The organism is Micromonospora sp. URMC 103 (assembly GCF_051386435.1).
Taxonomy (GTDB): domain Bacteria; phylum Actinomycetota; class Actinomycetes; order Mycobacteriales; family Micromonosporaceae; genus Micromonospora.
Genome location: NZ_JBPQTR010000004.1, coordinates 174538 through 200488 on the forward strand (window position 1 = coordinate 174538; position 25951 = coordinate 200488).

The window sequence follows — 25951 nt, forward strand, 5'->3', positions numbered from 1 at the left end:
CGACCAGCGCGTGGCCGAGCAGGTCGGGCGGATCCTCTCGGACGGCCGGGACGTGGTCGTCGACGCCCCGTCCCGAAGCGCTCTACGAGGTCGTGGTCCCGGAACAGGAGTACCACCTCAGGGAGCTATGAGCCCGACATCCACGGCCGTCGGTGACACCACCCCCGGCCGCGCCGCCTCCGGCGACGCCAGGGCTACAGCGAGGGCGCCGGTTGCTCGGGCGGCGCGCCGCGGGCACGGATGCTGTCCGCGACGGCAACCCCGGCCAGGACGAGGGTGGCGGTGAGGCCGGCCACCAGTGCGGGGGCGAGCAGCAGAGCAGGTCCGACGATGATCAGCACCAGCAGTGCGATCAGCCGGGACGGTGACACCCGGCTGAATACCTCGTACTCGAAGCGGGCCCGTCCAGCCAGGAACAATGCCGGGCCGCCGAGAACGACGCCGGCAAGCCAGGGCGTGGTGCGGTCGGTGGGGTGGGCGATGACGACTTCGAAACCAGCGGCGGCGGCGACGACGCCGGCCACCATGAGCAGATGGGTGTTGGGTGCGGACCGTACGAATCCGCCGGGATCCCGGGAGGATTCGATGGTGGCTTGGAGCAGGGCGCCGGCGCGGTGGACGTAGATCTGCCACAGCAGCACGGTGGTGGCGAAGGCCACGAGCAGTGCGGCCGTGCTGCCGATCGTCATGCCGCTGTCGGCGTACGTCAGGGCGGTGACGAGAATGAGATCGCCGAGGGTGAGGGTGAAGAACTGCTGGTAGCGCTCGGCGAGATGGTCGGCCGCCACCCTGTACTGGGACTTGGGCACCCGACCGAGCCCGGGCGTGGGGTAGCGGAGCCAGGCTGACCCGTAGTCGATGGCGAGGGCCGCGGCCCACAGCAGACCCCGCGTTGGCCCTGCCACGAGGCCGCCGGCGAGCCACGGCACTGCGGACACGAGGAACCAGAACACGAACCGGCTGGTAGGCCGTCGCCCCATTCGCTTCCGCAGCGTGGCGAGGAGAAAGAAGCTGCGCCCCAGGTGGATCGCCACGTATGCGCCGGCAAAGCTCAGGGCGAGGTCGGAGAAGGCGTCGGGCAGCGTGCCAGCCATCAGGAGGGTCCCGAGCATGACCCAGAGCGTCATGAGGAAGATGGGGGGCCGCAGCGGATGGTAGAGGTCGGTCGCCAGCGCGGTGACGGACCAGACCCACCAGATCGCCAGCAGGAGCACCACGGCCTGGAAGGCCCCGATCCAGTCGAGGCGCTGGGCCAGGGTTCGTGACGTCAGCGCGAGCGCGGCAACGAAGACCAGATCGAGAAACAGTTCCAGCAGGGTTGCCCGCTGAGGGCCCTCGCCCGCCCGGGAGAGCCCTACCGCGTGGTCGGTCGTCATCAGGTCCCCGTCTACTGACACTCCGGTCCGTCAGCGGCTGGAGGGGGCTGCGGTAGGGAACCGGCCGACTCGGTGGCAGGAAGCCGTGATCTATTTTAGGGCGTATCGCGCGAGGTGTCCCAAAGATGTGTCCTGCCCCTTTCGACTGACGGGCGGATGCTGACGCGGTGCGGACACAGGCTGTGCGGCGTACGGTGAGCCTGTTACCCATCGACAGCCTGCTCGTCGTGCTGGCGCTGGTCTGCAATCACATTCCGGTCGCCGGGTCCGCCGGCGCAGCACATCCAGGGCAGCTGGGGCGCCCCGACAATGGGCGGGATCTGACCACCGCGCCCTCACCGCCTTCCTGAGCACGACTTTTCGGGACGGCCTCAGAGAGAGATCAGCCGATGAGGATCGCCAGGCAGAGGATCGTCAACATTCTTCGCGAACGCGGCCAGCTGATGAGGGCGGAGTGGGTCGAGCGCGAACTACCCGAACGGGTGGATTCCGAGGAGCACGCCGGGCTGCTCGCCCTCCTGCGTCTCGATCCGGCCGATCTCGCCGACGTCCCGTCCCCGTGAGGGTCGGACTGCTCGGACCGTCTGCCAGACCCGCACCCGCGCCCCAGTTCCACGCTCCGGCGCGATAGCGCCCAATTCGCTGCACAGGGTCGGCCGATCGCGCAAAATCCGAGGTGAAGAGGCCGAGAGTCAGTCGGCGCACGACCGACCCGGAAGGTGTGCAATGCCGCGTCGGATCGTTGAGCCAACGGATCAAGGTTCTGTTCAGGGCCCGGAGGGCGTGACCATCTGATGCGGTGTGGCCGTCGCCAGCCGGCCAAGGCCGGCACGCGGCAGAGGCTTCGACAGCTCGTGGCCCGCCTGATCGGGGTCGGTCCGCCGCCGCTGTGACAGACCGATGGATAAGACCGGCGAGGGCAGCCATCGTGAGCGACACCAGCATCGGCACGGACCGTCAGCGGGGCAGCGACTACGCCGACCTGTCCCGGCAGGTCCGTGCGGCAGGTCTACTCGTGCGCCGGCCAGGCTACTACGCAGTACGCATCTGCCTCGTCGTCGGTTCCCTCGCCGTACTGTGCCTCCTGTTCGTCTGGCTGGGGGAATCGTGGTGGCAGCTCGGCGTCGCCGCGGCTCTCGCCGTCGTCTTCGCGCAGGCCGCATTCCTCGGCCACGACGCCGGGCACCGGCAGATAGCTCGCTCGCGTCGGGTGAACGACCTGATCGGCATCATGCACGGCAACCTCCTGACCGGGATCAGCTACGGCTGGTGGGTGGACAAGCACAACCGGCACCACGCCCACCCCAACACCGAAGGCAAGGACCCCGACATCGGTCTCGAGCCCTTGTCCTTCAGCACCGACCAGGCCCGGCGGCAACGCGGCCTCGGCGCACTGGTCGTGCGCTACCAGGCATATCTGTTCTTCCCGCTGCTCCTACTGGAAGGCCTGCATCTGCACGCCAACAGCGTGCGGGCCATTCTCCGCCCGCGCCGCATCGATCGCCGACCCGCCGAAGCGGTGCTGCTCGCCCTGCACCTGGGTGGCTACCTCGCCGCCGTGTGCCTGGTCCTGAGCCCCGCGCAGGCGGTCGCGTTCATCCTCGTCAACCAGGGCGTGCTCGGCCTCTACCTCGGCTCCTCCTTCGCCCCGAACCACAAGGGCATGCCGATCCTGGGCGCCGACGACACTCTCGACTACCTACGGCGGCAGGTTCTCACCTCGCGCAACGTGCGCGGCGGGCGATTCCTCGACACCGTGCTCGGCGGCCTGAACTATCAGATCGAGCACCACCTGTTCCCGAGCATGCCGTGCGTCAACCTCCGCCGCGCCCAACCACTGATCCGGCGTTTCTGCGACGAGCGCGGCATCGACTACCACGAGACCACCCTGGGCCGCTCCTGGGCGGAGGCGCTGCATCACCTGCACGACGTCGGATCCGGGAGCCAGGGCCGGACGACGCGAGGGGCTGACATGCCACGCCGTTCGGATTGATGCCGAAATGCCCCTGCTCGGCCTGAGGGGCAAGCCCTATCCGCTGGGCGCACGCACGGGAAGTGGGGCTATCGTTTACCGCGGGTGAGTGACGTGGCCGGAATCCAGTTGTCCGACGTGTTCGTGGAAATGGCGGACACGCTCGTCGACGACTTCGACGTGATCGAGTTCCTGCATGTGCTCGCCGACCGGTGTGTTCAACTGCTGGGCGTCTCGGCGGCCGGGCTGCTGATAACCGACCAGCAGGACAACCTTCAGGTGATGGCGGCCTCTTCCGAACGTACGCGACTGCTGGAGTTGTTCCAGCTGCAGACCGACGAGGGATCCTGCGTGGACTGCTTCCGCACCGGTCAACCCGTGTCGGCCATCGACCTGCGGTCCGCCGGACACCGCTGGCCCCGGTTCACCGCCGCCGCGGCCGAGGTGGGCTTCACCGCGGTACACGCCTTGCCCATGCGACTACGTTCGGATGTCATCGGCGCTCTGGACCTCTTCGACACCCGTCCGGGTGCCCTCGACGAGGGCAAGATCCGGATCGGACAAGCCCTGGCGGACGTGGCAACCATAGGGCTGCTCCAACAACGTGCCATCCACGACCGCGACATCCTCGCCGAGCAACTGCAGACCGCACTCGACAGCCGAATCCTCATCGAGCAGGCCAAGGGCGTCCTCGCCGAGCGCCTCCACGTCGACGTGGGTGAGGCTTTCGCGCTGTTACGCAGCAGCGCGCGCAGTCGCAGCCGGCGGCTGTCCGACCTGGCTCAAGCGATCGTCGACGGCTCCGAGCGGCTCGCGCCAGGAACGGCAGCCGACATGCACTCCTGACCGCCGGCCAGCCGACACGGCATGGGCGATGCGGGTCCCGCGCCGCCCCAGGAGCTGAACAGCATGGTGCGAGCCGTCACGTCCGATCTCACGCAGCGACAGGGTCGCCACCCGACCGCGGAACTCGCCGATCACCTGGGCGTGGGCGTCAACGAACTCCTGGCCGCCGTCGCCGCGTCGCAGGCATATCGCCTGGGGTCGGATCCTCACGATGTGGTTCTACGGTCGTATGACTCAGGCGCGGATCGCCACCGAGGTCGGACTATCGCAGATGCACGTGTTCCGGCTGCTGAAGCGTTCCTTGGCCCAGCTCAGGGCCGGAATGCCGAGCTGACGGGACCGCCGTCCAGCCACGCCCGGTCTCGCCCGCAGGAGGGCGACAACGATCATGAGGAGCCCGCCACGACCTGGGCCACGGAACAGTCAGGGACGACGAGTATGCTGAGGGTGTCGTCCTGGACCCCGGCGGCTCGGTTTGCGTAGTTCGCGCACCGCCGTCGAAATGAGGGCCACACATGGCCAGGTTCGGCTCCGTCCGCTTCACCAATGTGCAATCCGGCCCCGAAATCAACGACCGGCCCCGCCTTGCGCCGCGTGTCCGCACCGGCGGGTCGCTGGTCCCGTTCGGGGCGTCCGCCCTGCTGCTGCTCCTGCTACTGATCTTCATTCTGCAGAACGGTCAGCGTACGGACGTGCATCTCTTCGGCATGCGGGGGCAGGTGCCGGTGGGAGTCGCGCTGCTGCTCGCCGCGGTATCCGGCGTGCTGCTGGTGACCCTGCACGCTGCCACCCGGCGTATCATCCAGCTGCGGCTCCCGGCCCGCAGGCACCGTGCCCCAACCACCGTCGGCCGTCCAGATAGCGCCGACTACGACCAGGGCACCGCCGTGCCGAAGGGGCGGAACTCGTGATCCGCTCTGCTGAGGACCGCATGACATGGGTCTGCACTGGTGAGCCGCCCACGGCACGCCTACGACTGGCCGACCCACCGTCCAGCCGCGCAATGCTCGACGGTGGTTGGTGGCCGACCTCGCGCGACCCCGTCATCGAACTGTGCAGCCTGGTCACCGCGCTTACCGCCCGGCGCGGCGCCCTGGTCGAACGAATCATGCTGCAGCCAGCGGCCTGGGACAGACATCCAACCCGGATCGGCGTCAGCGGCGCCGTGGTGCGGGTGGGCTGGTTTACCACCCTCGGAGCCGCGCTTGTCATCATCACCGGCCCGCGGGATCTGCGGATCGACCTGGTCGTGATCGCGCCCGAGACCGCGTACGCCGTCGCGACGGCGGCCATGCTCGCGGCCTCTCGCCCCGCCAACACCACACGCGCCGCCGATATCCTGCCCACGCCGCCCGGCCCACGCGCACCACGGTCGGTACGACACGGCGACCACCAATCCGCATGGAAGACCGAAGGTGGCCTCGTTCAGCCCGATCGGCATCCCACGGCGCCGGCCCGGACGTAACGCTTAACGGCCCGGGCCGGGAGGCTTCGGAGTCCGGGACGTCGGTTCGACGTCTCGGACTCCGAGGTCAGTACCGGCGATCACCGGCTGACGACCTAAGGCCTCAACGAGGTCACTCCCTGCTGCTGTCACTCAACGCGCCGGTCGCTAGACTGGGCCCTCGCGCCCTCATAGCTCAGGGGATAGAGCATCAATTTCCTAACCCGCAGACGCCAGGTTACCCGCAGCACCCTCGACCTGCTGTTTCTTTGCGCTCAAGCAACTTCCGTTCGTCGCTGAACAGGATTGTGTGCTCGGCGGATATGCCATCGACGGCCGGATAGGATCGCCGCGCAAGGCAGGGGTTAGCCCGAGAAATCTTTCGCCGTCAAGAACGACGTCCTCACCAGTTGCATGAACATAGTGCTTGAAGAGCCCGCAGGCGAGGCCACGATCAACCAAGAGCATTGAGCCGGTACCTGAGCAGTTGTAGGCGCCCTCGCAGGCGACCTGTCCGCTGGGATTCCGACGGCGTCGTACGTGGATGTGGTGACGCCCTTGTCGGGGTCTTCGGACTCGAGGAAGACGTCGTCCGTCACTACCAGGCTCACCTGCACCAACGCCGCCAGGAACGCCCTGACGACGAGTACCAGCCGGTCAGCAGCGAGGAGTGGGCGGAGTTCGAGGAGCACTTCGACAAACGCAAGGTCGAGCTCGGCTCATGTGCTCGTCCGTACGGAACTGGCTGCCAGCATGAGCACGCTTGCATTCGCTGTCCGATGCTCAACGTGAACCCGAAATTGATCGGCCGCCTCGACGAGCTGGAGCGTGGCCTCCTCGCACGGCGACAACGAGCGAAACTGAGCGATGGCTGGGTGAGATCGAAGGTATCGACCTCACCCTCACCTTCTTGCGTGCGTGCAAAGCGAGAACAGGCTCAGCGGCTGTCTCATCGCCCCTTGCTACAGATCCAATCAAGAGCTCGACCGAGGTCAACTCCGTAGATGTGGCCCACCCGTCCTTACAGATCTTGAACGGTTAGGTTGAGTCGGGTTCGAGGGTCAGGCCGTGTGGGTCAGGGAAGCTACCCTTCCCGCGTGGCCTCACTCATGCAGACCTACACCTACCTGCACGCCTCCGCTGTGCACGAATCCTCGGCCGGCCGTACCCTCGCGCTGGAGACCTCCGGCGGCAACACACCCGCTGGTGAGGTAACCAACCCGCGGTTCTTCAACGGGTTTCTGACCGCGCCGGCCGCCGCGGCGGCGGCGTTGCTGGCGGTCGCCGATGTCGCTGCCGCCCGCTACTACCGGCCGCAGCTGTCGGCCTGGTTGGACCCCGTCGTCACGGCCAACGGAGACCGGCTGCGAATGGAGTCTTTCTCCGGATGCTGCGGCGTCTACGCGCGCCTCGACGTTCTCCCGCCCGGTCTCGATGGTGACGACGTCGGCCACGGCACCACCAACGTTGACGTCAACATGCCACTGCGGCGGGCCCTCGCCAAGCTCGGTGGCCTGGACCCCCTGCATCTCACGGTCGGCCCGGACGGGATCGAGGCCACGACCTTTGACGGCCGGTTCGTGGAGAAGAAGGTCCCGCTGCCGGATCGGTGGCTGCGCGGCTTCGCCGAGGCCCAGGTGCTCGCGGCGGGCTTCACCCTGCGCGCCGAGGTCCCGGCTGCGCAGGCCGCCGCCGTCCTGCGGTCGCTGCCGCGGCCGACTGCCCAGTCCAACGCTCGTACGACGAGATGGCTGGTGCCCGCAGGACGCGCTCTGCGTCCCGCGAGCAGGCCGGGGCCGGGCGCCGTGTGCCTGCCCGGCCCTGAGCGGCTCGTGGTCCTGCAGCAGGTGATGCGGCACGCGACAGGCCTGCGGGTGTACGCCCCCGACGTCGCCGACGGTGCGGCCACCGCCGCCGCGTGGGAGGTCGAACTGCCGGGCATGCGGCTGACGCTGATGCTTTCGCAGGACGCCTCGCGCGGGTTCTCCGGTGAGGGTGGCGTGCTCGACGACCTCGCGACGGGATCGGCGGCGCAGGACGCGGACCAGGTGGCGGAGTTGCTGGCCTGGGAGCCGAAGATCGACGTGGCCGACCTGTCCCGCCAGGCCGGCCTGCCGGCGGAGCGGGTACGCGCTGCGCTGACGATGCTGGGGACCTCCGGCCAGATCGGCTACGACCTGGCGGAGCAGGCGTACTTCCACCGGCATCTGCCGTACTCAACGGGTGCTGCGGAGGCGCGCAACCCCCGGCTGCGCGGTGCGCGGAAACTGGTCGCCGAGGGCGCGGTCCAAATCGACGGCGCGCTGACCCGGGTGGGCAAGGACGACAACGCCCACCTGGTTCGCACCGACGACACGGGACAGATGAGCTGCACCTGCTTCTGGTGGGCGAAGTACCGGGGCGGACGCGGACCGTGTAAGCACGTGCTCGCCACGCGGATGGTCCGCGACACGATGAAGGAGTCAGCACAGTGAGTTTGATCGAGCTGGCAAAGGCCGGTGACGTGACCGGAGTGCTCCGGGAACTGGCCGCCCTCACCCCAGAACAGCGCGCCGCCCATGCTCCGGACGTGGAAGCCCTCTTCGCCGCAGAGGACTGGGACGACTGGCGGAAGCACTCCAAAGAGCAGAGAGTGGCCATGTACACCGCCCAACTGGGGTGCTGGGTCACCCCGGAGGCTGCGGCGGCCGGTCTCCGGAAGTTCAGGTTCAAAGTCGGGCACGACCCTCTCGTCCCGATGGCGGACGTCCTGAACCTATATCCCGCCGCGTGGCAGGCCGAACTGGTCGCGCGGATCAGTGAACAGGAGGCCCCGGCCTGGCACGGCGACCACGCCTTGTTCGTCCTCGTCGACCACATCATCCAGACCACCGGCTGCCCGGCGCCGACCTGCGACACCTACATCAACGCCTGGCTCTCCGGCCGGCACAACTACTCGCGAAGCGATGAGCCGTGGCGATCCTTGGACGCCGTGCGGGGTGCTGACTTTCTGGAGCTGCTGCGCAACGACCCGTGCACCCCCACGCTCCTCCCACTGGTCGTGGCACGGCCTGGCGTTCCCCTTCGCGGTGTGTGGGCGTTGTCCCAGCTGGCCGCCGACGGCGTGATAGACCGGGCCGCGCTCGTCCATCGGGTCTTCGCGGAGGTCGCCGAGGCCCATCCAGGGTACGCCGCGAGGCTGCTGGAGGAACTCGCTCTCACCCCCGCCGAACACGCCCAGAAGGCAGCCGAACGGAACGCTCTCGCCGAACCCGCTCTCGCCCAGCTGCTGCAGAACGGCTCCCAGAAGCAGACCGCGCCGCACCTGGCGTTGCTGCGCGCCCTCGGACTGACCCCGGCCGAGAAGGTGCCGTTTCTCCGCGACCACGTGGCCATGCTCGACCTGTCGCCGCCGGTGGCCGGCTACGGCCAGGAGGTCCTGATCGAACTGGACACCGCAGGGCTGCTGGAGGACGACGTCCGCACCGAGGCGAGCGAACGCGTCCTGCTGCGCCCCGAGAAGAAACTGGTCCGCGCCCAGCTCACCTGGCTCGACCGGGTCGCCCGACGCGACCCCACCCGCACCGGACAGATCCTGCTCGACGTGGCGATCGCCTTCCAACACGCCGACCTGGCGTTGCAGGAACAGGCGCTCAAAATCGTCGCCCGTCACCTCCCGACCGTGAAACGCGCCGCGGACGGCTCCGTGCCACCGGAACTGCGCAAGGCCGCCGAATCGCTCAGCCCCGGCTTGGCGGCACGAGCCGCCGAACTGTTCGGCCCGCCGCAGGACAGCACCGCCGAGCCGTCCGCCGAGGTCGAGCCGTACGTCGAGGTGCTGCCGGCCGTACCCGAACCGCGACCCATACCTGGCCCCATCCAGACCGCCGCCGAGGTCGCCCAGGAACTCGCGGTGGTCCTCGCGAACCGCGACGACGTGGTGGCGTTCGAACGCGCCCTGGACGGCCTGGTCCGCCACTCTCACCTCGACCGTGCCGCGCTCGCTACCGCACTCACACCCGTCATGCGCAAGGCGCCGGAGCCGGTATTCCATATCAATCAGACACTCTTTACCACGCAGACCGACCTGTACGACGTGGCGGCGGCGCTACGGGGCGACGAGCCAAGGCCATGGCACATGTCGGAACGCGAAGGGAGCGGCTCGCCCGGAGAGCTGCTCAAGGCGCGTCTCAATGAGGCCATCGAGCTGATCGAGTCCGGCACGCAACCGTTCCTGCTGGCCCTGCCGACCCACTCCACCGGCGCACTGGACGCCCACGTGCTGGTGGAACGGATCGCCGAGCTGGAGCGCCTGGGCGTCACACCCGCCCCGATCGACCTGGCCCAGGCTTTGCTCCGGGTCACCCCCACCACGGACGAACACGTACACCGCGCGGCCGGGGAACTCCGCTCAGACGCCGGACAGCAACTGGCGCAATGGCTGCGCGACGGCGGCCTGCCACACCAGGACTCAACGCCGCAAGGATGGCCGGTCTCCGATCCGACCAGCGCCGAGCCGGGATGGTGGAAGTCCGCAACACCCGGGCTGGACCACGAACCGCCCCTCCCGCCGGTCGCCGCAGCCCTCGTCAACGGCACGCACGAACGCGCCAGATACCCGGCGCCCTTCTGCGCGGCGCAGTTGCCGCATCACCGCGACGAGGTGGCGGCACGCGTTTCACTGAGTGGCGATGTGCTCCGGCGCTTGACGGAAAGCGGCGGCCCAGCCGGATTTGCGATGCACCGGAAGATCTTGTATCTCCTGGACACCGAACGCGACACGGCGGTGGACGCCCTGCTGATCCTCGCCGCGCAGGGCCAACTGGACAGCGCACTGATGGCCGGAGAACTCCAGCTGAAGCTGCGACGGCCGGGGGCGCGGAACGCGAAGCGCATCGCCGATGGGCTACGGGCGGCCGCCGAGACCGGCGCCTACGCCACCATCTGGTCGATACTCCAAGCCGCCCTGCCCGCACTGCTGCGCGACAAACCGATCCGCGAGGCCGGAGCGTTCCTCGCCGTCGCCGCCGAATGCGCCTCACGCTGCGGAGCCAAGGGCCACATCCCCGAAGTCGACGCGGTGGCCGCCCGCACCGGATCAACCCAGACCGTGAAGAACGCCCGACTACTACGCGACATACTGCGCTGAAACCAGCGGTACGCCAGACCGCGTGCAGATCCACGCGGGAGTTGACGATTGGCCACGCTCACGCGGTCGGGGCGCCGCTCTGATGGAGAGGGTCTGCCACCCGAGATGGAGTGGCTGACCAGCTGGCGAGGAGTCTGAGTCGGTCTTCGGAGGCAGTGCCGGGTTCCGCGGTGTAGCTGATCAGGTTGTGTACGACTCGGCTGGACAGCGGCAGGTCGAGGTGCTGGAAGGTCAGCTCCAGGTGGCCGACCTCGGGGTGCCGGAGTCGCTTGATGCCGTCGTGGCGGATCAGGACGTCGTGCGCGGCCCATTGGTCGCGGAACTCGGGGCTGAGGGTGGACAGCTCGCCGATGAGGTCGCGCAGTGCCCGGTCGCGGGGCTCGCGAGCGGCCTCGGCGCGCAACAGGGCGGCGGTGGCGTTGCCGGCGGCGTCCCAGTCGACGAAGAAGTCGTGTGCGCCGGGGTCGAGGAAGATGTAGCGGGCGATGTTGGGGCGGCCGCGCTTGTCGATGGTGGCACTGTCGAACATCGGCGCGTACAGGGCTCGGGCGAGGAGGTTGCTGGCGATGACGTCCGTGCGGCCGTTGCGTACGAACGCCGAGGACATCGTCATGGAGTCGAGCAGCCATTGGACTCGCGGCGGGACCTCGACGTCCCGGCGACGCGATGGCGTGCGCCTGGCGGCCCGCGATGACTGGGCCAGGTCGAACAGGTAGGTGCGTTCGTCGTCGTCGAGTCGCAGGGCGCGGGCTACCGCGTCGAGGACGTCTTCGGACACGCCGCCGATGTGACCCTGTTCCAGCCGCGTGTACCACTCTGTGCTCACGCCGGCGAGGACAGCGACCTCCTCGCGCCGAAGCCCGGCGACCCGGCGACGGGCACTGGTCGGCAGTCCGGCCTGCGCCGGGGTGATTTTGGCGCGTCGGCCGGCGAGGAAGTCTCGGATCTCGCCGCGGTTTCCGGGCTGCTGGTCCATGTTCTCCACGCTAGCCGCCGGTCGCGGCGCGAGAGGGGTGGAGGTTGTACCCCCATAAACGCGACCTTCCCCGGCCATGGCGATCGCGGTCTTCTGGGATCGAACGCGTAACGGAGGTAGGAGACATGACGAGCAAGACACTGGCCGTGCCAGCGGTGGCGCTGGGCACATGGGCCTGGGGAGACAGCGGTGAGGCGGGCGACGGCTATTTCGGCAGTCAGCTGACGGCGTCCGGCCTGCGCGAGGTCGTCGAGAAGGCGCAAGCGAACGGGTTCACCTTGTGGGACACCGCGGTGGTGTACGGCATGGGTCACTCGGAAACGGTCCTCGCTCAGGCGCTGAAGGGCTACGCCCGCAGCGAGTACCAGCTGTCGACGAAGTTCACCCCGCAGGCGGCGGCTGACGGCGACGATCCGGTCGCGGAGATGCTGGAGCAGAGCCTTGGCCGATTGGGTACGGAATACGTAGATCTGTACTGGATCCACAACCCCGCCGATGTGGCTCGCTGGACGCCGCTTCTGATTCCGCTGTTGCAGAGCGGCAAGATCAAGCATGTCGGAGTCTCGAACCACAACCTGAAGCAGATTGCTCTGGCCGACCAGATCCTCGGCGAGGCCGGCTTTCGCGTGGAGGCGGTCCAGAACCACTACAGTCTCCTGTACCGCGGCTCCGAGCGTGCGGGCATTCTCGACTACTGCCGCGAGCACGACGTGCGGTTCTTTTCCTACATGGTTCTCGAGCAGGGGGCGCTGACCGGCAGGTACGGCCCGGCCCATCCGTTGCCGGCGGGCAGCAACCGAGCGGCCGCGTACAACGGCATCTTGCCCAAGCTCCAGGCGCTGACCGACAGGATGCGCGCGATCGGCGGGAACCGAGGCGCCTCCGCCGCCGACGTCGCCACCGCCTGGGCCATCGCCAAGGGGACCACCCCGATCATCGGCGTCACGAGGACGAGTTACATCGACGGGTTGATCCGCGCGGGCGGCATCGAGCTCTCCGACGAGGAGATCGCGGAGTTGGAGGCGCTGGGGGACGCCGCGGACGTCGACACGCGCGGGTGGTGGGAGCAGGAGATGTAGCAACAGCGGTTGAAGGGCCAGGGTCTGTCGCAGTCAATACGGTTCCGGTTCCGTAGCTAGCCTCAATCTAGCCACCTAATAAAAAGCAGTAGCAGCAGGCCGACAGAAAAACGAAGAGCGAGATCCACGAGTGTGCGGGCGATGCCTGGCATCCGCGCCACATGAGGTGATTCCGGCAGGTAGATAACAGGGACCTGCTCGCCGACTGCGGGAAGCCTGCGGGGCTCTAAACCCATGTGGGCCCATTGGTAAACGAATGTGACTGTTCCGCCCCGCTGATCCTTGAACTGGATCCTTGGATAGTAAGCGATCGGAAATCTTTCAGAGTTGTCAGATTTCCTAGGGATCGAGGGGTTCCTTATCACGACCGTGCCCGCTGTGTGTAGACCGCGATCGCGGAGTTCCAGACGAAGCCGATCTTCCTTACGCCTCGTATGACCTTGTAGTCGCGCTGCCTTGAAGTAGACATAGCGCCACGCGCGGTCATCAAGTGCTTTGTTGGCATTGATCGGCAAGGTATCGATGAGCAGTCGCACCTTTTCCGGATCTTCCGGAAGGTAGACGATCTCCACCTGGGTGCCTGCGGGTGCGCCGGAGGCACGTTTCCAGGAGGAGGTGAGATCGGGGGTAAAATATTGTGGATTGCCTTGCTGGTCCTGGAACAGGATCCAGGGACCTTGGGCTGGAACATGCTCAACGACCGTTCCCGTGGTGCGGATCCCACGGCGTCGCAACCGCAAGATGCGCCACAGTCTCACGAACCCCGACAGCAACAGCACCACGCCAGTCATCTGGATTACAGAAAAGATGGATACCATATTCTCCCCTAGGCGTATCCACAGCTTGGCTCTCCGAGCCTCCCCAAGGGACAGATTCACATTGAAGGTTACCTGTCTATTGCCCCGCCGCTCTTGCCTCCAATCTCGTAGTACCACACTATATGGACGCACATCACGCGGAGGAAGGTGACCTATATGTCTTCGCCCGGAGGGCTCGGTTTCTTGGGGTTGCTGTGGACGGCGTGCGGAGCCTGGCTGCTCACCAAAGCTTGTAGCCGGCGCTGAGATCGCGAAAGTGGCGACGGACGGGTAGCGGCACGAGACTACGGATCGTCACGGTCGCCCAGAGTATCGAGGAACAGGCATCTCGGCGACCTGTCACGACGTGAGTCAACGGCGCTAGACCGAGGGTCTCACTCGCGTCACCAGGAATCGTGCGACCTGGCTACGGACCGGTGATCTTCGATGATGTGCGCGGTGTGTGCTCTCCAGCGGATGCCAACCGGGGCGAACCGGTGCCAACGCGGGGCATCGCGGCCGACCGCCGGTCGCAGACCGGGGTTCGTGTGCTCGGGGTGTGGACCTGGGCTGGGAGAACGGCGGTCCGGGGACCGTGGGTGAACGTGGGCCGCTCCCTGCCACCCCAGGTGAACCCCCAGGTCGCTAGACTAGGCCCTCGCGCCCTCGTAGCTCAGGGGATAGAGCATCGGTTTCCTAACACGCTGCTCCGCCCGTTTCAGCAGGCTGATGACCTGCGGCTTTCCGTTTCCTGCCGCCGTATGTCGGTCGCGGCGGGGCCTTGCTGTGATCGCTTGCTAAAGATCAGGCAGGCGGCATTCGTCATGGTCCAACCGTGGGGAAGTACCGCGGCGCACAGTGCCTCGTTGCCTCTGGCCATGCGATAGAGCCCCGACTCAAGCCTTTTGACCTTGGTCCGAACCCATCAAGATGCTCTCCGCTGCGCAGCAGCAGCTTTGCGCGGCTTGCCTGGCGCTGGTCCGTGTCGAAATTGGCGGCCGAGTGTCTGCTGGTCAGTGCGGCCCTGCGCATGTGGCGCCAGTTCCACCGGTGAAGCGATCGCATATGCGTGAAAAATCTTCCTGATTCTGATCCGATTGTGCTGGTTGACCGCCGGACATCCGAGCACCAACGGAGAACCACCACGATCGGTAACAGGCAGCACGAATGCTTGTCCGCCACCTCGCCGCCCCCTCCACGGGCCCAACAACTCGGCCGTCGCTGGGCTACGGGGGTTATCCCCGGCCCGAATGTGGGTGAAAGCTGCCTTCTGCCGAACTATGTGGCGCTCATAGCGTGAGGCCGATAAAGGGCAGCCGCAGGCGCAGCCCTGGTTTCCTCAGGAGTCGCTCATGGTGCGGAGATTCCGCACAGCCCTGCTCGCTTCATTGATTGCCGGCTATGTCGCGGTCGCATCCTCGGCACCCTCGTCCGCCTCCCGCAACGTCGCACCGCACGCCCAGCCGCGAGCTGACGGGCCGGCCCGGCTGAGACTGCCGGCGCCGACGGGGCCTCATCCGGTGGGTGCGGTCGACCTGCACCTGATCGACTGCTCCCGTACCGACCCGTGGACGGCTACCCCGGCCCACCGCGAGCTGATGGTGAGCCTCTCGTACCCGGCCACGGAAGTGGGCCGCTTCCCGCGGGCGCCCCACATGCTGCCCGGCGCGGCGGCCCATTTCGGCAGCGCCGCAGGCGTCGGTGTCAGCCTGTACGGCATACCGGCGGGCTCGGTGGACTTCGCCGCGACCCGGACCAGCGGCCACCGGGGCGCGCCGGTGGCCCGGCAAGAGCGGCCGTACCCGGTGGTGTTGTACTCACCCGGTGCCGGCGACCCGCGGGCCTGGGGCACCAGTCTGGTGCAGGACCTGGCCAGCCGCGGGTACGTGGTGGTGACCATCGACCACACCTACGACATCATCATCTTCGCTGACTTGCTGTGCGTGCTCCTGTTGAGCTGCTGTGCGAGCAGATCGCGGGCGCGCCGGACGTGTTGCAGGCGATGATCAAGACGTTCGCGCAGGCGGTGATGTCCGCCGAGGCGGACGCGGTCTGCAGCGCCGCATACGGGCAGCGCAGCGACGAGCGGGTGAAACCCGCAACGGCTATCGGAAAGGGGAGTGGGACACCCGGGCCGGGACGATCTACTTGTCGATCCCGAAGCTGCGGCAGGGCTCCTACTTCCCGGACTGCATCGGCGGCGGGCGGAGCAGGCCCTGGTGTCGGTGGTGGCGACCTCCTGTCTGCTGGGGGTGTCGACGCGGCGGGTGGAGAAGCTGGTCGAGCAGCTTGGGATTCGGCAGCTGTCGAAGTCGCGGTCTCGGAGATTGCCTCCCATCTGGGCGCGCAGGTGGAGGCGTTCCGCAACCAGCCTCTGGACTCAGGGCATTACACGTTTGTGTGGATGGACGCGCTGACGATGAAGGTCCGCGAGCATGGCCGTACTGTCTACGTCCACGCCCTGATCGCCGACCCGCCTCCACGCATCGTTCCGTGGCCCCGGCCGCTGGTCGGGCGTCGGACTGCCGACAGCCACGCTACAAGACCTACCCCAACAGGAGTGGCCATGTCCCTATTGGCGGTTCGCCGACGCCACCCGACCCGGCGACCACACTCCCGGATCATCCGATCGACAGGGGCAGGAGGCCATTGCGAGCCGGGTGACCGAGGGTCCCGGCTGGGACGATCAGAAAGGTTACGGGCTACGCGTCACGGGGCGGGTCGTCCCGACGAAGCGCGAGGCGGATGGCCTGGTCCAGCACGGCGGTCACCTGCTCCCGCGGCCAGGCCACTATCGCCTCCTCCTCGACCCGACGAAGCAACATGCCGACGCGCAAAGGATGGGCCGCGCGAAGCACAGCTTCGAGATGAGACTCCAGGTCCCGAAGGCTGGCTCCGGCCGATCTCGGTTCGGGACAGGCGGCGTGCCGGTCCCGCCGAGACATGTCGACATGGTCGGGCATGTGCACCGCCTCCTCGCCATCGGTATGCGACCGGGTCCGGCAGCCCCGGGCACCTCCTGCGGGGGCGACCGCACCTCACCCCGGATGAGCAGCGTGATCTGCCGGCCCCGGGGACGGCGGTTTCGGCGACTGCCAACCGCCGTCGTCACGTAGGCCGGGTGCCTTCGATTCCGCCTCCTCGATCACTGTGGTCGACAACGCTGAGCGGACCCGGTTGGCCAGGGCCCGCAGGGCCGGGGTGTCCGGCGCGGCGAGCAGCACGTGTGCGAAGTAGTTCTCGCGCTCCAACGAGGTCACCTCCAACCAGTCGAGCACGATCGCGTCGAGGACCCCGTCGATTCGGGCGATCTCGGCGGCTGAGACCTGCGGGATGACCAGCCCGAGCCGGCCCGCTCCCACCGGCAACTGCGCGACGCGCTGGTGGTGTGCCCAGGCGTCACCCCCCAGCAGCCCGTGCGGCGGCGGCCAGCCCTCGGGGAGTGCCATCCTGGTGAGCACCTCCCCCACGTCCAGGCCATGCACGTGTTTAATTCCCAAGGCGGTCGCACCGCCGCCGCAACGCGGATTGATCTCGATGAGCTCGACCCTGCCGTCGGACGTCCGGCGTCCTTCGACATGCAGCCAGACAGGACCGATATCGAGCGAGGCGCACAGCGTGGAAACCTGCTCGACCAGCGGCTGAACGCCTGCGCGCACCCGCTCGTCGTCCGGCGGTGACACCAGGACCCCGCCCTCCTGTTGCCGGTCGTAGTCGTAGTCCGGTTTGTCGCAGACAAAGAGCGGCCGGAGCCGGCCGTCCACCACCGGCCCGTCGATGCTGAACTCCAGGCCCTCCACGTAAGACTCGATCACCACCTCGGCGAGCGGCCCGTCGACTGTCGCGATTCTGTGCAGCTGTGCGGCCAGCGCCTCTGGATCCCTTACCAGCTTCACAAGGCGGGACGCACCGCTCTGCCGGGACGGCTTCACGATCGCCGGGTAGAAGTCGACCGACGAGACGAGGCTCGCGTCCCCTGCCCGACCACCGACGTGGCGAACGGTGCCCAGCCCCAGCTTGGACATGACCTGCCGGACCCTCACCTTGCTCAGCAGCACGTCACGACCGGCTTCGCCGCCCGGGAGCCCGAAGTACCGGCTGATCCGGACCTGCCACTCTCCGAGGGCCTCCACCCGGTTCAGTACGGCGAGTGGCCTGACCTCGATCCGCGCCAGCAGGGCCGCGAGATCGTCGACGGAACCGTCCTCCCAATCGAACACGACGTGCCGGTGGCAGGAGTCGCGGTTCAGGTCCTCGGGATCAGCCGACACCAGGATCGGCCGGTACCCGAGGCGACGTGCGGCCTCGGCGCTGCGGCGGACGCCGCCTGAGTTCCACTTCGAGAGAACGAGCAGGTCACCTTTCATGGGACAACTCCGATACGTCGCGGTTCTGAGGAGATCGACCCATCCGGGCCAGGGGTAGGCAGGTGGCGGTTCCGATGGCGATGATCAGCCAGTACAGCCACCCGTCGACGTGATCGACGGCCCACAGGCCCAACGCCGGAGCCACGATGATGCCGACACTGAAGCTCAGGGACATGGCCGACGAGTAGGCGGCCAGCCGATCCGCCGGCGCTCGCTGGACCACCAGCGGCTGAAGGCTCGGCGCGAGAAGCGTCTCGCCGACGCCGAATACCGCTGCACAGGCCGCCACCCCCACCACCTGCCAGATCCATTGGTCGAAGACCATCACGGTGAGGGCGAACAGGAAGGCGACCAGCCAGCAGGCGAGAGCACCGACAATCCCCTCCTGGTAGCCGCGCCGCGCGACCCAGCGGTTCGCCGAGCCCTGAGTAACGACGACCACGAGGCAGTTCGCCACGATGAAGACCGTCACCATCCACACCGGCAGGCCTGCGCTCGCCTGGAAGACCACCGGTGCGACGGTGTCCATCTGCGCGGCTCCGAAGACGACCAGTCCCAGTTGGAGGACCACCAGCGGCAGGAAGGCGCGGTCGCGCAGCGGTGCGAGCAGTCCCCGACGAGCAGGCGTTCGGGAGGGCGGATCGGAGCGGTCGGGGTCCGCGGTGGGTATCGGAGCGCGAGGCAGGATGAGGGCCACGTTGCAGACGTGCAGCACGGTGCTGGCCGCGTTGGCCGCGATGATCAGCAGGTAGCCCGGGTAGTCCAAGAGATGTACGACGGCACCGCCGAGGAGTGCACCCACCACACCGCCGACGTTCATCAACTGGTACTGGCGACCGAAGGTGGCCGAGAGGTGCTCGGGTCCGACCAACCGCATCAGGACCGGAGTCTGCACGGCAAAGAACATCCCGTTGCCGAGGCCGCTGAGGCAACCCGCGACGAGCAGTGGCCAGATCCCGCGATCCACCGCCACCAGCAGCATGCCGACACCCTGCAGCACCCCGGCGGTCACGAAGAAGGCAAGCGGCCCGTGCCGATCCGCGACCGGGCCGATCGGCAGGTTGATCGCTACGGCGGCCAGCGCCATGACGGCGAAGTAACCGCCCAGCTGACCGACCGGCACATGACGGTACTCGTGCAGGAAGATCCCCTGGAGGGGTATCCACATGCCGGTTCCGACGGCCGACAGGAGATAGGCGCCGAAGTATCGCCTCCAGACCTCAGGTGGCCGGGTTCTCGGCACGTCAGCGATATCGAGCGGCGCGTTCACCTCATACCCCGTCCGGAACTGAAAGAATGGTCCTGCCTTCGATTCCCGCCGACTGGGCGTCACACCGTCGGGCTCCATTCGAAGCCGCCGTCGGACCTTACGGAAACACGCCACTCGAAGCCGCCGTCGGCCATGAGCTGGACGCCCGGGCCATCGACGGCGCCGTCCAGTACGGCCGTTCCGGTCGACGGCTGGCCGACAAGCGACCGGACGGGTCCGTGGTTCGGCGCAGAGTGGGTCGATTCGGTCGCCGCGAACGCCAGCATGCCGATGGCCGTCGCCGAGACAACACGCAGGAACATCCGATTTGCTCCGTTCACTCGGGGATCGAAATGGGAGTCCGACCCACTGACGTGAACATTCTTGGATCCCGTCCGGCGCGGTGTCACGACTCCCGGCCGGGCCACAGGTTGCTGTGCAGCTTCCTGCCCGGCCAGTCCGTGGCGAGCGCGAGATGCCCTGGAAAGGTACGGAGCTGAACGCCGCTTCCGGATCGGAGTCGATCAGCAGCGGGGCCGTGGAGGCGTCCCGCCACCGGACGCAGGATCCGCGTGGTGGCCGGCGGGCGCGCCCGCTGGTGGTCGGGCGGAGCATCCGCCAGATCCTCGCGCAGGGCGCAGGGGAGGTACCAGACCCCGCCGCAGCGGGTCTCGGATGTCGAAGCTGACCGCAGGTTCTTGTGGATCAAAGATCCACTAGGCACAGTGTGTCGACCAGAACACGAGCCGGCATGAGCTCCATCCATAACTGACCACGTCGACCGGCCGGGTGCACCTCGGTCAGATCCACCCCTTCCGCGCCGCGGCCACCCCGGCCTGGAACCGGCTTGACGCACCGAGTCGGCTGGTGACGTGGGCGACGACGCGCCGCACGGAGCGAACGGAGAGGCCAAGCTTGCGCGCCATCGCCTCGTCAGTCTGCCCGTCCGCCAGCAGCCTCAGCACGTCCAGTTCCATCGGCGTCGGGGTGTCCGCTTCGGTCCGGGACGGGGATTGGAGAGGCTCGCCGGCCGCCCAGACCTGCTGGAACAGCGCGCAGATGGCGAGCAGGACGCTCGGACTGGTCACCTCCACCGCGCCGACCCTGGGGTCGCTCGGACTGATCGGCAGCAGGGCGACTGCACGATCGACCACGATCATCTTCATCGGCACGGACGGCACCGTTCGGATCTGTCCACCCAGGCCGGAAAGCCACTTCGCGTAGGCGACCGTATCTGGGTCGTTGCGGTAGGCGTCCTGGTAGACGCAGCGCATCTCGACACCGCGCTCCACGGCCAATCGGTTGGGATCCCGGCTCGCCGCCATCGCATCCGGTTCGTGGGCGCCACCCGGGCTCAGGGACCAGCACTCGCGTCTGGCCATGTCCGCCAGCTCGACGAGCCGGGCGCGAACGGCGTCCACGCCCTCCAGGCGCGTGACGTCGTTGAGCCCCTGAGTTCGCGACTCGTAGGCCGCGGTGATCGTCGAAATCGCCTGACGGGTGGCCTCGATCTCTTGCTGCTGTCGACGAATCTCATCCTCCGCCCGATTCAACAGCGGAGCAAGCCCAAGGACTGGATTCACCGGATGCAGATCCTGTGATGCCGAAGGCGTCAGCAGTGACAGATCCGCGAGCACGTCGAGAGCCTTGCGTACCGACCTCTCGCTGATCCCGAGATAACTGGAAAGATCAGCAACACCCCACGAAGGCTCGGCGAGCATTGCTCGATAGACTGCTTCCGCATCCCTAGAAATCCCCAGGTTGGTGAGCACCTGAAACTCCTCCCCGTTAGATCGAAATACTGCCACGCTCCTTCCCCGCCTACAACGCCGCGATAGTGGGATAAATAGGGCACCTGCGACAAGCCGACGGCGACGGCTGGGGACAGCACGCTGACACCTACCGACTCCGCTCCGCACATGATCTGCGGCCGAGTTCGGGCGGGTCCGGGGTCAAATCGTGCGCACGGGCCGCGGAGTAGTGGTACCGGCCAGCGCACTCCCGGGCAGAGGGACGGGCCGGATCAGCGCACCACCCGGCCTGACTCGATGCACGTGGGTCACGGGCACGCTGATCGCGATGCCCGCGCCGTCGTCACGGGTCGCTCCTCGGGTCGCCCAGCGCGGGCTCGCCGGGAATCTCCGGATAACAGCCGACTTCCCAGACAGCGGATCCAGGCATTGATTCCAGCGCACGGATGCAGATGCCCTTGACAGCGGCGGCAAAACTGCCGCGGTCGACGCTGGCGCTGAACAAGACGACCCTGACGGCACTCTCGCCGGCCTGGACCCGGATGTGTTCGATGCCGTCGTCGGACCGGGTGTGCAGCCAGAAGTGCTCTCTCCAGTCCTCGCTGGTCAGCCGCGGCACCTCCCGCTCATCGGCACGCACTACCAGCATGGTCATCAACATGAGTCCGGTCCTTGTCGAGGGCCAGGGCGCACTTGCTCGGTCCCCGGCACGTCACGTTTCGCGAGCACCGTGGCGGTGAGTGGCTGCCGCCCAGGGTGTGCGGTGCCGTCGGTCGAGTCGTTGTCGAGCCGTCGGCACGCGGCGAGGCCGCTGCCTATCCCGCGAATCGCTCGGGTGTCATCTGGAGCGACGTCGGCGCCCTCCTTGCTGCTGTCCGAGCAGTGTCGAGCCACAGGTGAGGCGACCTCCACGCCGGCCGGCTTGACCGGACCGGTGTCCGTCTGCGGATCCAACTGGCCGACTTCGATGAGCTACTCGTTAACGTGCGGACGCGCAAGCGGCGGCGGCAGGGGCAGCGCCGCGACGGCCGTTGCACTGGTGCGGCGACAGCCGGCGACGCTTACCTGGCCCGGGGTCGGCTGCTGTCGGGTGCAGCTACCACGGGGTCAGGCTCCACCGCGCGTCCGGCGCCTGAGCCATCTCGATCGGGATACCGGCGCCAGGCTGCCGAATGCGCGAAGTGAATCCCATTCTGGGGCACGACAGGCACCTACGTCCTCACGGTCGGGGTAACAGGATGAGGCCTGGCAGGATGTTGCCGACAGGATCGGGGGATCTAACCTTCATCCGCCCGGCAGTTTGTTGCCAGGCACAATGCGGAAAGTCCTGAATCGCCAGTCTCCCCCGGCTTCTGGCTTACCTTTCCCTTGTTCGGTGAAACGGCGGGCGAGGGAGAAATATGACCAGGAGCGCCGCCGTCGGGAAACACCTCGACCCCCGATCACGGCTGCCGAAATCGGCCGGAGCGCACCAGAGCACCTTCGAGCGGTGCAGAGTAACTTCGGTTGGACGGTCGTGTGGCGGTTGTGCCCGACGGCCCGCGCCGCCGCCAACTTCCACCTCCTGGCGACCAAGAGCACGCGCAACCAAAGATAGGCAGGTAGAGATGTCAGTCAAGACCAGTCGGAATTCGTTCCTCACCACCACCTCGACGCCGCCTCGTCTGGACATGTCGGGCCTCAGCGCGATCCTCTTCGGACACGCGGCATTCGAGTACCTAAATGCTGCCTGCGAGCTCGGTCTTTTCGAGCTGCTCCACGACACCGGCGAACTCACCAAGCGCGAGATCGCGGCCAAGCTGGGCTTGGAGGAGCGCGCCGGCGACATCTTGATGCTGGGCTGCACCGCCCTTGGACTCACTGTCAAAACGGCCGAGAAGTACACCAACGCCGAGCCGATCACCGCGCTCATCGACGACGGCGACTGGCAGCGCTTTAAGGACACCGTGGCTTTCGAGCAGTACATCGTGTACGACGGCCAGCGCGAGCTGACGGAGTCTCTCAGGAGGAACACCAACGTTGGCCTCGCCCGCTTCCCCGGCACCGGACGCAACCTCTACCACCGACTGGGCGAGGACAGTCGCCTCGAGGGCGTCTTCTACCGATACATGCGTTCCTGGTCGGAGCTTGCCAACCAATGCCTTGTGGAGGCCCTGGATCTGACCAACGCCTCGCATTTGTTGGATTGCGGCGGCGGGGACGCGGTGAATGCCATTGCGCTGGCGTCGGCGAACCCGCACGTCAGAATCACCATCTTCGAAATGCCGCACGCCGCCGAGATCGCCAAGCGCAGAATTGCCGAGGGCGATCTTTCGGACCGGGTGCTGGTTACCACCGGCGACATGTTCGAGGATGCGTTCCCGGCGGGCAACGATGTGATCCTGTTCGCCCATCAGTTCGTCATCTGGACGCTCGAAGAGAACACCACCCTGCTTCGCAAGGCTTACGAAGCACTCCCGCCGGGCGGCCGAGTGGTCATCTTCAACTCGATGTCGAACGATTCCGGCGACGGCCCACTCGTGGCGGCGCTGGACAGCGTCTATTTCGCGACCCTGCCCGAAGAGGGCGGAATGATCTACTCCTGGTCGCAGCACGAGCAGTGCCTCGCCGATGCAGGATTCCGTAACGTTCAGCGGCATGCGTGGTCGGGCTGGACACCGCACGGGGTCATCGTCGCCACCAAGTAGGAATCCCGTCGGCGGGGACATTCGGCAGTCGCCGTCGTCGACCCGACCGAAGAACACCGAAAGGGAGACAACATGCCGCAGGCGGAGCTGCATCACTGTGAGATATTTGCCGACGACGCACCCAGCCTCGCCCATTACTTCGTCACCGCCTATGGATTCACGGTCGCCGGGGTGAGCGGCCCGGAGACGGGCAACGTCGACGCGTTCTCGATCTTGCTGATCAGCGGGAACATCCGCTTGGTGGTGACCTCGGCCCTCACCCCGTCGCACCCGGCCCGCTCGTTTGTCGACAAGCACGGCTACGGCGTACGGACGATCGCGCAGTCGGTGCCCGACGCAGCGCTTGCCCACGACACAGCGGTGAGTCGCGGTGCGCGTTCCGTTGCCACCGCCACCAGCTACGTCGACCAAGACGGCGTAAGGACGGTCATTGCCGAGGTCGGTGGAGCAGGCGACCTGGTGCACCGCTTCGTGGAGCAGTCGTCATCCGCGTGGCGGCTGCCCGGCTTCCGGCTTCATGAGCCGGTCGGCGCCGGCAGTGGCCTGCTGTCCATCGATCATTTCGCGCTTTGCGTCCCGGCTGGTGAACTCGCCGCAACCGCTGCGTTCTACCAGGAAGTCCTCGGCTACCAGAAGGTGTTCGAGGAGCGGGTGGTGCTCGGCGATCAGGCCATGGACTCGCAGGTCGTCCGTGACGCCACCGGCAGTCCGACAGTGGTCATCGCTGAGTCTGACCCGGAGCGGCCGGCGGCGCAGGTTGAGACGTTCGTGAGGCTTCACGGCGGCGCGGGTGTGCAGCACGTGGCGTTCAGCGTGGACGACCTGGCGAAGTCGGCACGTGCTCTGCGGGCTAGTGGAGTTGAGTTTCTCCAGGCACCCGCGCAGTACTACGAAACGCTCGAGACACGAATCGGTCAGATCGAGGATGACATCGAGGATCTGCGTGCCCTCAACATCCTCGTGGACCGCGACCACGACGGGCAACTCCTGCAGATCTTCAGCACCTCGCCGCACGTACGCAGGACGCTGTTCTTCGAGGTGATCGAACGGCGGGCGGCCACGACCTTTGGCAGCGGCAACATCCGTGCGCTCTACGAGGCAGTGCGGCACGAGCAGGAGCGCCTGGGCATGAGCGCCGTCGCGGGGCAGGAATGTTGACGTCGCAGCCGACAACGTCGACCCCGGTCTGGCCGGACGGGGCCAGCCTTCGGGAATGGGAAGCGCGCGCTCGCGCAGTCCTCGACCGCGGCGCATGGGACTTTCTCGCCGGTGGCGCCGGCGAGGAATGGACGCTCGACGCCAACCTGAGCGCGTTCCGCACCCTCGGTCTCGTTCCCCGGGTGCTCCGTGACGTCTCGGCACCGGACCCACGATGTGAGCTGCTCGGCAGCCACAGCAGCCTGCCGATCGCGGTGGCACCCATGGCGTATCAGCGGCTGTTCCACCCCGGTGGGGAGGTCGCCGTCGCCGCCGCAGCAGCACGGGCCGGCGTGCCGTACGTGGTCAGCATGCTCAGCAGCAGTTCCTTCTCCGACATCGCCGCCACCGGCGCCACGACGTGGCTCCAGCTCTACTGGTTGCGCGACCGCAGCCGTATGCAGGAACTACTCGACCAGGGCGAGGCTGTGGGCGTCAGAGGTCTGGTGCTGACGGTCGACGTCCCGGCGATCGGCGTTCGCCTACGCGATCTTGCCAACGGTTTCGCCCTCGCGAGCCACGTCTTCGCGGTCAACTCTGATTTCGGTGATCGTGGGCGGCAGCCCTCGACCCGCGAGTCGGTCATCGCCACGTCCAGCGCGAGCTTCCTGGACGCGTCGGTCACGTGGCGGGACATCGAGTGGATCCGAAGTCGAACCCGCCTGCCCATCGTCCTCAAGGGCATCATGGATCCCACGGACGCGGCCACAGCCGCTGACCTGGGCGTCGACGCGCTCGTCATTTCCAACCACGGCGGACGGCAACTGGACCGCGCGGCGCCTCCCCTGCTCGTCCTGCCGGAGATTGTCGATGGGGTTGCCGGCCGCTGCGAGATACTGCTGGACAGCGGGGTCCGTAGCGGTACGGATGTTCTCGTTGCCCTCGCCTCCGGAGCGACCGCCGTCCTGGTCGGTCGTCCTCTTCTCTGGGGGCTCAGTGTCGCCGGGCAGGAGGGCTGCTCGCGCGTTCTCGACATCCTCAAGACCGAGCTGACGTCCGGGATGCGCATAGCGGGATGCCCTGACCTCGCTGCGGTGGCGGAGTTGCGGACCGTCTCGTTTCGGCCGGAGGTGCGGGCGTGA

At 67.3% G+C, this 25951-nt stretch carries 22 protein-coding genes and 1 pseudogene; 14 read left to right on the plus strand and 9 right to left on the minus strand.

The features are described from left to right. Window positions 1-194: 194 nt before the first annotated feature. A complete protein-coding gene (locus ACSNOA_RS04375; protein ID WP_436656520.1) occupies window positions 195-1376 on the minus strand; it encodes a low temperature requirement protein A in 1182 nt (393 codons plus the stop codon). A 389-nt stretch (window positions 1377-1765) separates the two neighbouring features. Here ACSNOA_RS04375 and ACSNOA_RS04380 point away from each other — a divergent pair, with 389 nt between their 5' ends. The 8 genes from ACSNOA_RS04380 (at window position 1766) to ACSNOA_RS04415 (ending at window position 10766) form a co-directional block, all read left to right on the plus strand. Next, window positions 1766-1939, plus strand: a complete 174-nt coding sequence (locus tag ACSNOA_RS04380; RefSeq protein ID WP_436656522.1) for a hypothetical protein — start codon at window positions 1766-1768, stop codon at window positions 1937-1939. A 362-nt stretch (window positions 1940-2301) separates the two neighbouring features. Next, window positions 2302-3369 carry a fatty acid desaturase family protein gene (locus ACSNOA_RS04385; protein WP_436658309.1) on the plus strand — a complete coding sequence of 356 codons (1068 nt, stop codon included), beginning with the start codon at window positions 2302-2304 and terminating at the stop codon, window positions 3367-3369. 84 nt (window positions 3370-3453) lie between these two features. Next, window positions 3454-4194: an ANTAR domain-containing protein gene (locus ACSNOA_RS04390; protein WP_436656524.1), complete on the plus strand. Its 741-nt coding sequence runs from the start codon at window positions 3454-3456 to the stop codon at window positions 4192-4194. Window positions 4195-4405: 211 nt separating this feature from the next. After that, window positions 4406-4528, plus strand: a complete 123-nt coding sequence (locus ACSNOA_RS04395) for a sigma factor-like helix-turn-helix DNA-binding protein (protein WP_436656526.1) — start codon at window positions 4406-4408, stop codon at window positions 4526-4528. A gap of 181 nt (window positions 4529-4709) precedes the next feature. After that, on the plus strand, window positions 4710-5105 hold the full coding sequence (locus ACSNOA_RS04400) for a LapA family protein (RefSeq protein WP_436656528.1): 396 nt from the start codon (window positions 4710-4712) through the stop codon (window positions 5103-5105). A 20-nt stretch (window positions 5106-5125) separates the two neighbouring features. After that, window positions 5126-5659 carry a DUF5994 family protein gene (locus ACSNOA_RS04405; protein ID WP_436658310.1) on the plus strand — a complete coding sequence of 178 codons (534 nt, stop codon included), beginning with the start codon at window positions 5126-5128 and terminating at the stop codon, window positions 5657-5659. 1076 nt (window positions 5660-6735) lie between these two features. Continuing rightward, window positions 6736-8112, plus strand: coding sequence for an SWIM zinc finger family protein (locus ACSNOA_RS04410; protein WP_436656530.1), 1377 nt, complete (start codon window positions 6736-6738; stop codon window positions 8110-8112). Further along, a complete protein-coding gene (locus ACSNOA_RS04415; protein ID WP_436656532.1) occupies window positions 8109-10766 on the plus strand; it encodes a DUF7824 domain-containing protein in 2658 nt (885 codons plus the stop codon). The genes ACSNOA_RS04410 and ACSNOA_RS04415 overlap by 4 nt, the downstream gene beginning before the upstream one ends. 58 nt (window positions 10767-10824) lie before the next feature. On the opposite strand, the gene ACSNOA_RS04420 is transcribed toward ACSNOA_RS04415, so the two are convergent. Further along, window positions 10825-11742, minus strand: coding sequence for a helix-turn-helix transcriptional regulator (locus ACSNOA_RS04420; protein ID WP_350787987.1), 918 nt, complete (start codon window positions 11740-11742; stop codon window positions 10825-10827). Window positions 11743-11867: 125 nt separating this feature from the next. On the opposite strand from ACSNOA_RS04420, the gene ACSNOA_RS04425 reads away from it, so the two are divergent. Beyond that, entirely contained in the window at window positions 11868-12821 is a 954-nt protein-coding gene (locus ACSNOA_RS04425; protein ID WP_436656534.1) for an aldo/keto reductase, read from the plus strand. Between the two features lie 62 nt (window positions 12822-12883). On the opposite strand, the gene ACSNOA_RS04430 is transcribed toward ACSNOA_RS04425, so the two are convergent. Continuing rightward, on the minus strand, window positions 12884-13612 hold the full coding sequence (locus ACSNOA_RS04430; protein WP_436656536.1) for a hypothetical protein: 729 nt from the start codon (window positions 13610-13612) through the stop codon (window positions 12884-12886). A 1358-nt stretch (window positions 13613-14970) separates the two neighbouring features. On the opposite strand from ACSNOA_RS04430, the gene ACSNOA_RS04435 reads away from it, so the two are divergent. Both ACSNOA_RS04435 and ACSNOA_RS04440 read left to right on the plus strand, forming a co-directional pair. Further along, window positions 14971-15624, plus strand: coding sequence for a hypothetical protein (locus tag ACSNOA_RS04435; RefSeq protein ID WP_436656538.1), 654 nt, complete (start codon window positions 14971-14973; stop codon window positions 15622-15624). Further along, window positions 15558-16088, plus strand: a pseudogene (locus ACSNOA_RS04440) (transposase); the annotation flags it as partial. The gene ACSNOA_RS04435 and the pseudogene ACSNOA_RS04440, both read left to right, overlap by 67 nt. 232 nt (window positions 16089-16320) lie before the next feature. On the opposite strand, the gene ACSNOA_RS04445 reads toward ACSNOA_RS04440, so the two are convergent. The 6 genes from ACSNOA_RS04445 to ACSNOA_RS04470 form a co-directional block, all read right to left on the minus strand. After that, the gene (locus tag ACSNOA_RS04445; protein ID WP_436656540.1) at window positions 16321-16443 is read right to left on the minus strand and encodes a hypothetical protein; all 123 of its coding nucleotides are present in this window, start codon (window positions 16441-16443) and stop codon (window positions 16321-16323) included. Between the two features lie 213 nt (window positions 16444-16656). Then, window positions 16657-17985: an ATP-grasp domain-containing protein gene (locus ACSNOA_RS04450; RefSeq protein ID WP_436656542.1), complete on the minus strand. Its 1329-nt coding sequence runs from the start codon at window positions 17983-17985 to the stop codon at window positions 16657-16659. Further along, window positions 17975-19255: an MFS transporter gene (locus ACSNOA_RS04455; protein WP_436656544.1), complete on the minus strand. Its 1281-nt coding sequence runs from the start codon at window positions 19253-19255 to the stop codon at window positions 17975-17977. Before ACSNOA_RS04455 ends, ACSNOA_RS04450 begins: the two co-directional genes overlap by 11 nt. Before the next feature lie 59 nt (window positions 19256-19314). Beyond that, the gene (locus ACSNOA_RS04460) at window positions 19315-19557 is read right to left on the minus strand and encodes a hypothetical protein (protein WP_436656546.1); all 243 of its coding nucleotides are present in this window, start codon (window positions 19555-19557) and stop codon (window positions 19315-19317) included. 477 nt (window positions 19558-20034) lie between these two features. Further along, the gene (locus ACSNOA_RS04465) at window positions 20035-21006 is read right to left on the minus strand and encodes a helix-turn-helix transcriptional regulator (protein ID WP_436656548.1); all 972 of its coding nucleotides are present in this window, start codon (window positions 21004-21006) and stop codon (window positions 20035-20037) included. A 322-nt stretch (window positions 21007-21328) separates the two neighbouring features. Then, window positions 21329-21646, minus strand: coding sequence for a hypothetical protein (locus ACSNOA_RS04470; protein ID WP_436656550.1), 318 nt, complete (start codon window positions 21644-21646; stop codon window positions 21329-21331). A gap of 946 nt (window positions 21647-22592) precedes the next feature. Here ACSNOA_RS04470 and ACSNOA_RS04475 point away from each other — a divergent pair. The 3 genes from ACSNOA_RS04475 to ACSNOA_RS04485 all read left to right on the plus strand — a co-directional run bounded on the left by ACSNOA_RS04475 (window position 22593) and on the right by ACSNOA_RS04485 (window position 25951). Continuing rightward, on the plus strand, window positions 22593-23672 hold the full coding sequence (locus ACSNOA_RS04475; protein ID WP_436656552.1) for a methyltransferase: 1080 nt from the start codon (window positions 22593-22595) through the stop codon (window positions 23670-23672). 72 nt (window positions 23673-23744) lie between these two features. Further along, window positions 23745-24830, plus strand: a complete 1086-nt coding sequence (gene hppD / locus ACSNOA_RS04480; RefSeq protein WP_436656554.1) for a 4-hydroxyphenylpyruvate dioxygenase — start codon at window positions 23745-23747, stop codon at window positions 24828-24830. After that, the gene (locus tag ACSNOA_RS04485; RefSeq protein WP_436656556.1) at window positions 24824-25951 is read left to right on the plus strand and encodes an alpha-hydroxy acid oxidase; all 1128 of its coding nucleotides are present in this window, start codon (window positions 24824-24826) and stop codon (window positions 25949-25951) included. Before hppD ends, ACSNOA_RS04485 begins: the two co-directional genes overlap by 7 nt.